We start from the raw sequence: 11527 nt of genomic DNA, 5'->3' as shown, positions 1-11527 counted from the left end.
GGCGCTCAGGCGCGCGCACTCAAATCACTCTGCAATTCCTGCAACTGGCTTTGCACTGCCTGCACTGCGCTGCGGGTGTGCGCCGATATCTGCGGCACATTGATACACACCTGCCGCGCGCGCTCCACCAGCACCCGCATTTCCGCCAGCAGGCGGTCCAGCTGGGCGCTATCTGCCGTGGCCAGCAATTCACCTAGCTTATCGGCATACTGATCCAGTCGCTGCACGCTGCTGCGCAATTCTGCCGGCAGCAAGCGCTCGCCTGAACAGGCTTGCGCCGCCTGCCCCACGGCTTGCGCCAGCAGTTGAAAGCGGTGATGGATTTCTAGTGTCGGCAACATGATGCTCCTCCTAGATCGCTGCATGCACGGCTGTGCTGCTCCCCGTTCGACTCGCCCGCGCCTGCCGCGTTGCATGGCATGGCCGGCTATTGGCGGCACATCTGAGACAGATCAGTTCCCGTTGAAGTTGCAAATTTTGTAAATAGTTGTGACATGGCTCGGCGCTATCAATCTGGCAAGATATGCTGCCGCCATGACTGCCCGTCCACGCGCCTTGCCGCCCTTACTGCTGATCGTGCTGCTACATGGCGCACTGCTACTAGCTATGCTGCAAGAACTTCCAACCCAGCACAAATCCGCTCCACGCGGTCCCGCCATACAGTGGCTACTTCCCGCCGCGACTAAGCCCGCACCCCGTACCCAACCACGCCGTGCCGCGCAAGCTTTGTTACCGGCTTCTACAGCGATCATCACACCCAGCGCAAGCACAGCAGCCGTTACGCCGCCGACCGCTGCGACGGTAGTACCAGCCCCTGCGCTGCAGGAGAGCCGGCAGGACGATCCCTTCGCACCGGAAGCACCGGCAGCCGCACGCTCTACACCGGCCAGCGCCGACGAACTATTGCAGCAGGCTCGCAAGAGCGTGGGCCGGATCGATCAGCAATTGCGTGCCGAATCGCCCCAGCGCTTTCCCCTGCCACCACCGGATGGCCTGCAAGCCAAGTTAGAGCGTGGCATCAATGCGGCACATGAGGCGGTGCCGCCCAAGTGGTATCAGGGCGCACGGATGGTGGAGCTCAGCAGCGCGGATGGGGAACGCAAATCGCGCCTGTACAAGATCAGCACAGCGTTCGGCAGTTACTGCGTCAGCATCAGTCCGGAAGGCCGGCGTTCCTATTCCAACTGCCCGTGAAGCGCGCCGCAGCCGTCACGCAAAGCCGCTTAAAGATCGGCCTGCGCCAAGGGGGCCAAGCGGCGCAGACGCCAGCCGATCAGCAGCGCCAGCAACAGCAGGCTGCCCAAAACCAGCACCACGCCGGGCCAGCCATGCGATTCCCACATCAGTCCGCTGAGCGAACCTACCACGCTCGAACCGAAGTAGTAGAAGAACAGATATAGCGCTGAAGCCAGCGCACGGTTGCCCAGTGCGCGCCGCCCTACCCAGCTACTGGCCACGGAATGGGCAGCGAAGAAACCGAAGGTGTAGAGCGCCACACCGGCCACGATCAATGGCAGCCAGTTCGACAGCGTCAGCAGCAGGCCCGCTGGCAGAATGGCGATCAGTGCCCACAGCACATGACGCCGTCCATACCGGTCGGCCAGCCGTCCGGCCCACACCGAACTATAGATGCCCAGCAAATACAGCAGTGACACGGCACCCACCACACTCTGACTCAGCAGCAGAGGAGCCGCCAGCAGGCGATAACTGATGTAGTTGTACAGGCTGACAAACGAGCCCATCAGCAAGAACGCCAGCGCGAACAGCCACGGCATGCCGGCATCGGCCAGGTGGCCGCGGAACGCTGCCGGTAGCGCGCGCCATGCCGTATGTTGCGGACGGAAGTGGCGCGATGCTGGCAGCGAGCGCCAGAATTCCAGTGCAGCCAGTACCCCTGCCGCGCCCACCACGGCCAGCGCCAGTCGCCACGAATAATGGTCGCTGATGACAGAGGCGATCACCCGTCCGGCCATGCCACCGAGCGCGCTGCCGCTGATGTACAAGCCCATCGACAGGCCCAGCGAATTCGGTTCGATTTCCTCGCCCAGGTAAGCCATGGCGATGGCCGGCATGCCGCCCAGCGCGATGCCTAGCAAGCTACGGAGTACCAGCAATTGCCCATAGTTGTGGCTGGCAGCGCAGGCCAAAGTCAGCACGGCAGCAATCGCCATGGCCGCCACCATCAGCGGTTTGCGCCCCAGTCGCTCAGACACCACGCTCGATGCCAGTAGCGACAGGGCCAGTGCCGCCGCCGATGCAGACAGCACCATGCTGCTCTGCGCCGCACTGAGGGCAAATTCATGTGACAGCAGCGGCATCAGCGGTTGCACGCAATACAGCAGCGCAAAGGTGGAAAAGCCACCGAAGAACAGCGCACGGTTGCTGCGCCGGAAAGCTGCACTGCCTGCGGCAATCCGCGCAAGGCCTGCAGCGGGCTGATTGGCAGCGCTGCTGGCGATAGCGCCGGACGTGCCGCTGGCACAGCTATTAGCACTCAAGGTATCGGAATCAAGGCTGGCGACGGGTGGTGGCATGGACTAACTCTCGGTCAGGCAGGGAGTCTGCATCTTAGGATTGCTCTCGCCTTGAGTCCAATATATATTTAAGGTGATTCTTATACTTTTTACAGATAACAACTATGGAATTGCGCCACCTGCGCTACTTCGTTGCCGTTGCCGAAGAACTCAGTTTTACCCGCGCCGCCGCCCGTCTACACATCGGCCAACCGCCGCTCAGCCACCAGATTCAGCAGCTGGAAAGCGAAGTGGGCGCTCAGTTACTCGATCGCAGCAAGCGCTGGGTGCGGCTAACGGAGGCAGGCAAACTGTTTCTGAACGATGCGCGCCGCGTACTGGCGCTGTCCGAACAAGCCATGCAGACAGCACGCCGCGCCGAACGGGGCGAAGCGGGCGAATTGCGGGTAGGCTACACCTACTCCACCCCGCTGACGCCACTGTTCGCCAGCGTGGTCAACCGCTATCGCCAGCAGTATCCTGGCGTCACGCTGACATTGCATGAACTGCCCACCGTGCCGCAGATCGCCGCGATTGCCGAACGCGAACTGGATCTGGGGCTGGTGCGTCCGCCCGATATCAGCATCCCCGACAGCGTCAGCCTGACCGCGTTGCGGCAAGATCCGCTAGTACTGGTACTGCCTAGCGATCACCCGCTGGCCAGCCAGCCCAGCGTCAGCATCAGCGACCTGCGCGACCAGCCACTGGTAATGTATCCGCGCACCACCGGCACCGGCATCTATCCGCAGATATTCCGCCTGTGCCGTGCGGCCGGCTTCCAGCCCAGCATCGCCATGGAAGCGGGCGAAGCGTCCACTATCATCGGCCTCGTGGCAGCCGGCTGCGGCATTTCCATTCTGCCCGCCTCGTTCGAAATTATCCGCATGGCGGGCGTGTGCTACCGCCCGCTTAGCGACGCAGCGGCCACCACGGCACTGATGCTGGCACAACGCAAGGAAGAAAACTCGCCGCTAGTCGCAGCGTTTGTCGCCATCGCCATGGCGATCGCTCAACAGTCAGGCGAGTGATTGCGAGCCAGTCCCGTACTGGCCGTGCACGGGACATACACTAGTCCACTAAACCTCGGACAGACGCTGTACCGTATCAGGAAACTTATCGACTAGGCGTAGCAAAAGTGCGGCCTGCGCATTCGGCCTAGCCCTGCCCTGCTCCCAGTTTTCCAGCGTGCGAGGATTAGTCCGTAAATAGCGGGCAAATACAGCGCGCGACAGATTCAGTCTTACACGCAATGCCAGCACCTCGTCGGCCGTGACTAATAGCGCCGGCTGAATTTCAACTTCGTGTGTGCGCAAGGTCTGTTTGCCGGCACACTGATCCGCCAAAGCGTCAAATCCCTCGTTCAATTCGGCTAATAGATTACGCTTCTTCATTTTCTCGCCTTCAGCTCTGCTGTCAGCCTATCCCTAAGCAATTTCCGGTCGCTGGCACTCAGATCCGCCAATTCATCCTTATCGTAGAGCGTAAATAGCCAGAATTCAGGGCCGCCATCCCACCAGTAATAGATAACCCGCAGGCCGCCAAGACTCCCCTTGCCGCGCCGGACATCGCGATAACGGGCAAAGGCCGGTAGTTCGACAAAGACGGCATTCATGGAAATTATACGCAGGTTGCGGATAGCCTCAAGGATATCCACAACTGCCTGTACTGGCTTAAGCAGCCTCAATCAATCCTGAGATTGATCGAGGCAGCAAGCAGCTTACCGTCTTGCAACGGTGAATGGAAATGACGCGCGCCAGTGAAAAGGCGTTAGGCGTAGTCGGCGTCGAGTTCGGAACCGGCGTAGTTTTCCAGTTCGGCGAACAGGGTTTTCATGGCCGTGCGGCCCGTGATGTTCTGCAGCACGCTGCAGGAACGGCGGTAGTTGTCGATGCGCTCGATCAGCACGGGGTGATGCTGGACCGGCACCACGGCCAGCAGTGCAGCCCAGCCCTGCTCGAAATCGGGCTTGTTCTTGCGCACGGCTTTGACGAAGCGCTCGAACTCCTTCTGACCCGTACGTGCAACGATGCGACCGCCACCTTCGACGGCGAAGATTACGGCCAGCGCAATCACGCCTTCCGCATTCAGATCGGTATCCGTCACCACGCCTTCGCTGTTGTGGCGGCGCAGCCAGCTGGCAAAACGCACCACCGCCTGCACTTCCTTGCGCTGTTTCAGCATGACCTGATAGCGCTCCATGCCGTTCCAGTTCTGGTTGGGATCGGTCTGGCACAGTTCCACGAACAGGTCGCGCAGACGCCGCGCCGCGTACAGGGGATCGGTATCGTACTCGCCTACCAGTGCATCCTGCGGCATGGCCGAGAGTTCCTTGACCAGCCGGAAGCCCTGCTGGAACGCATGTTCGGCGCCATGCTCGATCAGGTATTCCAGCGCGGCCAGATCGGTATCCTCACCCAGCGCATGTTCCAGCCCCAGCGACACTCCGCCCACCGTCAGCAGCAGGGCTTTCTGTATGCCTTCGGCGGTGCGGTCGTTGGTGAATTTCTCGGCCACCATGGCGGTAATGCCGGTCAGCTCGTCGGCCAGCGCGTAGGCCGCGTCGTCGTCCGGATGACTGGCCAGTTGCTGGATCGCGCGCGTCAGACGCGGCAATCGTTCTATGACTAATGCAGGCAGCATGACAACCCTTACGAGAAGATCTTGGTGCCCATGCTGCGGCGCGAGCCGGGCTTGGCTGCACTGCGCGTGGACGGCACCTGCTTGCGCAAGCGGTACAGCAGTTCGCGGGTGGAACGCTGCAGGATGCTCGGCTCGGCATCGGGATCATCGTCGTATTCGGCATCGGCCAGATCGGCGCTGTGGCGGAATTCCGGGAACAGCTCGAACAGCGCGCGGTCCCAGCCATCTTCCGACGCCTGCGCCAGCGCAATCGCCAGTGGCACGACGTCGTTATCGGACGAGGTCTGCCCCGTCAGATACGGGCCTTTGGAAATGATTTCGCCGGCCACTTCGAGAATTTCTTTCGGCGCCATCGAGAACAGGATCGCGAACGCGGTAGCACCGTGGTCGGTGGCCGAGGCAGCCGCCAGCAGTTCGTTGCGACGCTCTTCGTCGTCGGTCGAGAACACCACGCCGTGGATGTGGGCGAACAGCGATTCAGCGATACGCTCGGGATCATCCTCGATCAGATCGTCCTGCCACGTCGCGGCGATAAACGCCAGACTGTCGGCCCATGCCTTGGGCGGCACCAGCAGCGTGGCTAGCGACATCTTGCCGCCGTCGAAACCGGCCATGTGCAGCGCCGTCACTTGCGGCGGAATATTGTTGAGCACTTCCACCACGGCCAGATCGCCGAACTGGTCGGCCGCTTCGGCGAAAGCTTCTTCGGCGTGCTCGATGGAACCGGCTAGTACCAGCTCGGTTACCTGCTTGCTCAGCGCCGGCAGATTGCTGTTGTCACTCATGCTTAATCTCCATCCTGATCGAACATCTGGGCGAAGTCGTCGCTCGCCTGATCTTCATCGTCGATATCATCACCATCATCATTGGCCGACAGCTGTTCGAGCGACTGGTCGTCGTCGTCCCAGCGACGGGGATTGAGGTGCAGGAAAGCCGTGATAATGGCCTGACGGCCCAGCTCCGGCATATTCTCTTCCAGCGCCGCGTACATGCGCGCCGCCGCATCGCCCTTGCAGCTGGCCATGGCAAACACCCGTGCGGCATCGCCGAATTCGTAGTCTTCCGCTTCGGCCAGCAAGCCTTTCGGATCGTTGAACTCGAGCTGATCGACCAGCGCGAAGGCCAGCATGTTGACATCTTCGATGCCGCCGCCGCTGGCATATTCTTCCACCAGCGCATCGATCATGCGCTGGTAGTTCTTGCGATCGGGCGGATCGCCCAGTATGCCTTCGATCTGGCCTTCCAGTTCGCGCGCCTGATAGGCGAACTCGGGATGTACTTTTCTCATTACTTACTTTCCAATTCTTCTTATTTGATGCGCTCAGGCCGGCGGCAACTGGGTGCCGTGCAGATTGAATACCGAGCGCCACAGCTGATAGGCTTCCGCCTCCGCGTCGATAATGATGCGGTGGTTCAGACTCTGGTTGTATTCCTCGCGCTTGGCGGGATCGGACAGGATCTCGTAGGCCTTGGTAATGCTCTTGAAGCGGGCTTCCGCGCCGGGGGCCTGATTACGGTCCGGATGGAAGCGCATCGCCAGCGAGCGATACACCTTTTTAATCTCATCTTCGCTGGCGTTAGGCGCGATACCCAGTGTGTTGTAATAATTTTCCATTTTGGAAACTCCGGGCCTTGTTGCCGAAACAGGTAAAGGCGAATTATACCTGTCCCGCGCCGCCAGATCCCGCTGTGGCTGCCGTAGGCCCGCATTTCCCCCGAGGATGGGCTGGGGATACGGTAGAATGCCTGCCATAGCGATCAATATGAACTTTTTTTCTAGCCACAATACAGATGAGCAACGATAAAAACAGCCCAGCGCCAGCGCTGCCTTCGAATTTCCTGCGCGCCATCGTCGAATCCGATCTGGCGGCCGGCACCCACGTGCGCGAAGGCATGCCTAGCGTTATTACCCGCTTCCCGCCCGAGCCGAACGGCTACCTGCACGTGGGCCACGCCAAGTCGATCTGCCTGAACTTCGGTCTGGCGCGCGACTATCAGGGCCGCTGCAACCTGCGTTTCGACGACACCAATCCGGCCAAGGAAGAACAGGAATACGTCGACACCATCATCGACAGCGTGAAATGGCTGGGCTTTAACTACGATTACCCCAACGCTGCCGGCGGCATCGACCACCACCTGCACTACGCCAGCGACTACTTCGACCAGTTGTACGCGATGGCCGAATACCTGATCGAGCAGGGCTATGCCTATGTGGACAGCCAGTCGGCCGAAGACATGGCCGCCAACCGCGGCAACTTCAGCACGCCGGGCAAGAACTCGCCGTTCCGCAACCGTCCGGCGGCCGAATCGCTGCAACTGTTCCGCGACATGAAGGCGGGCAAATACGCTGACGGCGAGCACATCCTGCGCGCCAAGATCAGCGAAGACGCGATGTCCGCGCCCAACATGAATATGCGCGATCCGGCCATCTACCGTATCCGTCACGCCCACCACGTACGCACGGGCGACGCATGGTGCATCTACCCGATGTATGACTACACCCATCCGATTTCGGATGCGCTGGAAAACATCACCCACTCGATCTGCACGCTGGAATTCCAGGATCACCGTCCGTTCTACGACTGGCTGCTGGCCACCCTGTCGAAAGGCGGTTTCTTCAAGCTGCCGGTGCCACGCCAGTATGAATTCTCGCGCCTGAACCTGACCTATGTGGTGACCAGTAAACGCAAGCTGCGCCAGCTGGTGGAAGAGCAGATCGTCGACGGCTGGGACGACCCCCGTATGCCCACCATCGTCGGCCTGCGCCGCCGTGGTTACACGCCGGAAGCCATCCACCTGTTCTGCGAACGCATAGGCGTGACCAAGGCGGACGGCTGGATCGACATGAGCACGCTGGAAGGCTGCGTGCGCGAAGATCTGGATCCGAAAGCACCGCGTGCAACTGCCGTGCTGCGTCCGCTGAAACTGATCATCGATAACTATCCGCAAGGTCAGACGGAAGAATGCAGCTCGCCGGTGCACCCGCACCATCCGGAAATGGGCGTGCGCACCTTCCCGATTTCGCGCGAACTGTGGATCGAAGAAGAAGACTTCATGGAAGTGCCGAGCAAGGGCTACTTCCGCTACTACCCGCCGATCGACGACAAACCGGGTGCACGCGTGCGTCTGCGCCATGGCTATGTGACCGAATGCACGGGCTACGACAAGGACGAAAACGGCAAAGTCATCGCCGTCCACGTCAACTACTTCCCCGATTCGAAATCGGGCACGCCCGGTTCCGACAACTACAAAGTCAAAGGCAATATCCACTGGGTATCCACCGCCAGCGCGCTACAGGCCGAAGTGCGCCTGTACGACCGTCTGTTCACCGATGCCCAGCCGGACGCGGGCGGCAAGGACTTCATCTCGCTGCTCAACCCGAACGCCAAGGAAGTAGTCACGGCCTATCTGGAACCGGGCATGAGCGCTGCCCTGCCCGACCAGCGCTACCAGTTCGAGCGCCATGGCTATTTCGTGGCCGACCGCGTCGACAGCCAGCCCGGCAAGCCGGTGTTCAACCGGATTGTTACACTGAAAGATAACTGGAGTTCCAAGTAATTCGCTGATGCAAGTTCTAGACCGTTCTAGACCGTTCTAGACCATTTTAGACAAAAATAAAAAAAGCCGGTGCCCTCCCCTAGGAGCCTCCGGCTTTTTTTCATGGCCGCTGCAACACTTCGTTCAGGACAAGTATCAATTAGGCAAAATTAATCAAGTCACCATAAATAACATCCGCTATAGTCTGGCGCATCGCCCCAACCGAGCTCAGCTATGCCTCTCCTGCACCCGCAACAGAAATGGTTCGCGCCGGAGCCTCCGGTCTGGTGGAGCGGCATCCTGCTGGCTCTGCTGATCGGCACCTGTCTGCAAGTGCTGGTACGCCATACCATCGAACATGAAGCCTATGGCCGCTTCACCCAGCAAGCCTTCAACGCGCGTTACAGCATCAATGCCCGTCTGAGTTCCTACACCGATGTACTGCGCGGCACGGCCAGTTTTCTGGCCGCCAGCGAACGCATAGACCGCGCCGGTTTTCACCGCTATGTGAGTGGTCTGATGCTGAAAAAACAGTTCCCCGCGCTCGACAATATCAACTATGCCGAACTGGTCAGCGGCCCCCGTCGTGCCGCCTTCGAACGCTGGAGCGCCCGCAGCGGCGATGGCAGCGCTGACGGCTATCCCGATTTCCAGATCCATCCGGCCAGCCAGCGCGCGTCCTACACCGTGCTGACCATGATAGAACCAACCACCGCCTTCCGCGACCGTATCGGCCTCGATATCGGCGTACGTCCCGGCGCTGCGGCAGCGCTGGCACAGGCGCGTGATACGGGCCAGCTGATGACCACGGGTATGCCGGTGGAAAATACCCGCCATGCGCAGGGCTGGGCACTGGCCTTGCGCATGCCGATCTACCGCAAAGACTTGCCGCTAGGCGACCTGCAGCAGCGCCGCGCTGCCTATATCGGTTCGGTCGGCATAGGCTTCAGCGTGCCCCGTCTGGTACTGGGCGCGCTGGAAGGCAGCCAGTTGCAGAGCGTCCACCTGCGACTGTACGACGATGGCCACAACAGCGATGGCAGCCAGTCGCCGCCTACCCTGCTGTTCGATAATCTGGCCAGCCTGCCTGCCGCCCAGCATGAAGAGCGCAGCTTCAGCGTCACCCTGCCGCTGGATTTCAACGGCCGCACCTGGAATGCCGAATTCAGCGCCCCCAGCAAGCTGTGGCTGTCGCGCTTCGATGCCTTTCTACCATGGCTGGCCATGGCTTGCGGCTTCATCGGTTCGCTGCTGATCTATCTGCTGTTCCACACACTCGCGTCATCGCGCCGGCGTGCCATCGAAATGGCGCGCGCCATGACGCAGGAGCTGCGCGACAGCCAGTCCCGTCTGCAGCAATCGCACCACCGGCTACGCCAGCTGGGCGCCCATGCGGACCAGATCAAGGAACAGGAACGCAAACGCATCGCGCGCGAAATCCACGACGATCTGGGCCAGAACCTGCTGGCGCTACGCATCGAAACGGATATGCTGGCCACCCGCACCCGTTTGCGCCACCCGCGCCTGCATGCGCGCGCCTGCCACACGCTGGCGCAGATCGACAGCACCATCAAGAGCGTGCGCCACATCATCAACGACTTGCGCCCCACCGTGCTCGATCTGGGCCTGACACCGGCAGTGGAATGGCAGATCGCCCAGTTCCGTCAGCGCTCCGGCATCGTCTGCGAACTGATAGAACAGCAGAGCGACATCCATCTCGATGACCACTGTGCCACGGCAATTTTCCGCATCCTGCAGGAATCACTGTCCAACATCATGCAGCATGCGCGCGCCAGTCTGGTGCGGGTGGAACTACGCCATAGCAACGGCATGCTCAACATGACCATCAGCGATAACGGCATCGGCATGGTCGAGGGTAGCCGCAATAAAGTGGGCTCTTTCGGTCTGGTCGGCATGGAAGAACGCATCCACCTGCTGGGCGGACAATGCACCATCACGGCCGGCCACCATTCCGGCACCACGATATCGATTTCCGTGCCTATCGATTATGTGGCACCGCCTGCGGTGGAAGACATCAACGCCAGCGCCAGACTGGCTGCCGAAACCAGCATCTAATCGCTGTGACGAGGGCAGGATATTTCCGTCCCACTTCAGGCAATTCCGTGCACGCCATGGGAATTTACTGACGAAGTTTGCGCAAGATCAAAAGGACGTTCCGCTCAGCAGACAAAATTGCTTCTGCTCCACCACGTTGCTCCACCTAACTAATGCAAAGGATGCCCCATGAACGTTATCGACGCGCTCGATCTGGAACCGATTAAAGTCAAACTGATGCACAAAGAATCCGGTGAAGGCTGGACGCTGGAACATGCCAGTGCCGTGGAAGCCGAATACCGCCGCTTCCTGTATCTGATGAAGACCTTCCCGCAGGAACAGGCCGCGCCGCTGGTCGATGTGGATACCTTCTGGCACTATCACATCCTCGATACGCTCAAGTACGCAGAAGACTGTCAGGCCGTGTTCGGCCACTTCCTGCACCACTTCCCCTACATCGGTCTGCGTGGCGAGGACGATCTGGCCGCCCACGAGCGCCTCGGCCTGCGTATGCAGCAACTGTATGAAGCAACTTTCGGCACGGCCTATCCCGTGCTGCTGGGCGCTAACCCCCGGCAGGTCAAGGGCAGCGCGTATTCGGCCGTGGCAGCCCAGACCGCCTATTCGGCAGTCGCTGCGCAGACGGCGTATTCTGCCGTTGCCGCCCGTAGCGCCTACTCGGCCGTAGCGAACGGCACAGCCTATTCGGCAGTCAGCACAGGCACAGCAGCAGGCAGCCTGTTCGCTGAACGCCCACATCTGGCGCAGGCCGCTTAAAACGA

13 protein-coding genes are annotated in these 11527 nt (G+C 60.6%); 5 read left to right on the top strand and 8 right to left on the bottom strand.

Annotated elements, in window-relative coordinates; all coding sequences use genetic code 11:
* Positions 1–5: 5 nt before the first annotated feature.
* Positions 6–341 (bottom strand): hypothetical protein, encoded by a 336-nt coding sequence (locus ABNT42_RS19365; protein ID WP_348699727.1) that lies wholly within the window; start codon positions 339–341, stop codon positions 6–8.
* A 193-nt stretch (positions 342–534) separates the two neighbouring features.
* Here ABNT42_RS19365 and ABNT42_RS19360 point away from each other — a divergent pair, with 193 nt between their 5' ends.
* Positions 535–1194, top strand: a complete 660-nt coding sequence (locus tag ABNT42_RS19360) for a hypothetical protein (RefSeq protein ID WP_348699725.1) — start codon at positions 535–537, stop codon at positions 1192–1194.
* Positions 1195–1223: 29 nt separating this feature from the next.
* Here the strand turns inward: ABNT42_RS19360 and ABNT42_RS19355 are convergent, their stop codons facing one another.
* Positions 1224–2534, bottom strand: coding sequence for an MFS transporter (locus tag ABNT42_RS19355; protein WP_348699724.1), 1311 nt, complete (start codon positions 2532–2534; stop codon positions 1224–1226).
* Positions 2535–2638: 104 nt separating this feature from the next.
* Here ABNT42_RS19355 and ABNT42_RS19350 point away from each other — a divergent pair, with 104 nt between their 5' ends.
* Positions 2639–3541, top strand: a complete 903-nt coding sequence (locus ABNT42_RS19350; RefSeq protein WP_348699722.1) for a LysR family transcriptional regulator — start codon at positions 2639–2641, stop codon at positions 3539–3541.
* A 48-nt stretch (positions 3542–3589) separates the two neighbouring features.
* Here the strand turns inward: ABNT42_RS19350 and ABNT42_RS19345 are convergent, their stop codons facing one another.
* The 6 genes from ABNT42_RS19345 to ABNT42_RS19320 all read right to left on the bottom strand — a co-directional run bounded on the left by ABNT42_RS19345 (position 3590) and on the right by ABNT42_RS19320 (position 6768).
* On the bottom strand, positions 3590–3904 hold the full coding sequence (locus ABNT42_RS19345) for a transcriptional regulator (protein WP_348699720.1): 315 nt from the start codon (positions 3902–3904) through the stop codon (positions 3590–3592).
* Positions 3901–4167, bottom strand: coding sequence for a hypothetical protein (locus ABNT42_RS19340; RefSeq protein WP_348699718.1), 267 nt, complete (start codon positions 4165–4167; stop codon positions 3901–3903). Before ABNT42_RS19340 ends, ABNT42_RS19345 begins: the two co-directional genes overlap by 4 nt.
* Before the next feature lie 113 nt (positions 4168–4280).
* Positions 4281–5153, bottom strand: a complete 873-nt coding sequence (locus ABNT42_RS19335) for a DUF6178 family protein (RefSeq protein ID WP_348699716.1) — start codon at positions 5151–5153, stop codon at positions 4281–4283.
* Positions 5154–5161: 8 nt separating this feature from the next.
* A complete protein-coding gene (locus ABNT42_RS19330; protein ID WP_348699714.1) occupies positions 5162–5938 on the bottom strand; it encodes a hypothetical protein in 777 nt (258 codons plus the stop codon).
* A 2-nt stretch (positions 5939–5940) separates the two neighbouring features.
* Positions 5941–6441, bottom strand: coding sequence for a hypothetical protein (locus tag ABNT42_RS19325; protein ID WP_348699712.1), 501 nt, complete (start codon positions 6439–6441; stop codon positions 5941–5943).
* 33 nt (positions 6442–6474) lie between these two features.
* Positions 6475–6768 carry a DnaJ domain-containing protein gene (locus tag ABNT42_RS19320; protein ID WP_155434582.1) on the bottom strand — a complete coding sequence of 98 codons (294 nt, stop codon included), beginning with the start codon at positions 6766–6768 and terminating at the stop codon, positions 6475–6477.
* A gap of 176 nt (positions 6769–6944) precedes the next feature.
* On the opposite strand from ABNT42_RS19320, the gene ABNT42_RS19315 reads away from it, so the two are divergent.
* From ABNT42_RS19315 to ABNT42_RS19305, 3 genes are all read left to right on the top strand, one after another.
* Positions 6945–8711 carry a glutamine--tRNA ligase/YqeY domain fusion protein gene (locus ABNT42_RS19315; protein ID WP_348699710.1) on the top strand — a complete coding sequence of 589 codons (1767 nt, stop codon included), beginning with the start codon at positions 6945–6947 and terminating at the stop codon, positions 8709–8711.
* Between the two features lie 213 nt (positions 8712–8924).
* Positions 8925–10766 (top strand): CHASE domain-containing protein, encoded by a 1842-nt coding sequence (locus tag ABNT42_RS19310; protein WP_348699708.1) that lies wholly within the window; start codon positions 8925–8927, stop codon positions 10764–10766.
* A 168-nt stretch (positions 10767–10934) separates the two neighbouring features.
* Entirely contained in the window at positions 10935–11522 is a 588-nt protein-coding gene (locus tag ABNT42_RS19305) for a glycine-rich domain-containing protein-like (RefSeq protein WP_348699706.1), read from the top strand.
* Positions 11523–11527: the final 5 nt, after the last annotated feature.

It is taken from the genome of Duganella fentianensis (genome assembly GCF_964031615.1).
GTDB classification, from domain to species: domain Bacteria; phylum Pseudomonadota; class Gammaproteobacteria; order Burkholderiales; family Burkholderiaceae_D; genus Rugamonas; species Rugamonas fentianensis_A.
Note: the sequence above shows the minus strand (reverse complement) of the source record. Positions and strands in the feature narration are given on the sequence as shown.

Bases quoted from the DNA above. Each gene is read 5' to 3' on its own strand.
- ABNT42_RS19355 (WP_348699724.1), bottom strand. From the start codon at position 2,534: ATGCCACCACCCGTCGCCAGCCTTGATTCCGATACCTTGAGTGCTAAT.
- ABNT42_RS19345 (WP_348699720.1), bottom strand. From the start codon at position 3,904: ATGAAGAAGCGTAATCTATTAGCCGAATTGAACGAGGGATTTGACGCT.
- ABNT42_RS19325 (WP_348699712.1), bottom strand. From the start codon at position 6,441: ATGAGAAAAGTACATCCCGAGTTCGCCTATCAGGCGCGCGAACTGGAA.
- ABNT42_RS19320 (WP_155434582.1), bottom strand. From the start codon at position 6,768: ATGGAAAATTATTACAACACACTGGGTATCGCGCCTAACGCCAGCGAA.
- ABNT42_RS19350 (WP_348699722.1), top strand. From the start codon at position 2,639: ATGGAATTGCGCCACCTGCGCTACTTCGTTGCCGTTGCCGAAGAACTC.
- ABNT42_RS19335 (WP_348699716.1), bottom strand. From the start codon at position 5,153: ATGCTGCCTGCATTAGTCATAGAACGATTGCCGCGTCTGACGCGCGCG.
- ABNT42_RS19330 (WP_348699714.1), bottom strand. From the start codon at position 5,938: ATGAGTGACAACAGCAATCTGCCGGCGCTGAGCAAGCAGGTAACCGAG.
- ABNT42_RS19360 (WP_348699725.1), top strand. From the start codon at position 535: ATGACTGCCCGTCCACGCGCCTTGCCGCCCTTACTGCTGATCGTGCTG.
- ABNT42_RS19365 (WP_348699727.1), bottom strand. From the start codon at position 341: ATGTTGCCGACACTAGAAATCCATCACCGCTTTCAACTGCTGGCGCAA.
- ABNT42_RS19310 (WP_348699708.1), top strand. From the start codon at position 8,925: ATGCCTCTCCTGCACCCGCAACAGAAATGGTTCGCGCCGGAGCCTCCG.
- ABNT42_RS19315 (WP_348699710.1), top strand. From the start codon at position 6,945: ATGAGCAACGATAAAAACAGCCCAGCGCCAGCGCTGCCTTCGAATTTC.
- ABNT42_RS19305 (WP_348699706.1), top strand. From the start codon at position 10,935: ATGAACGTTATCGACGCGCTCGATCTGGAACCGATTAAAGTCAAACTG.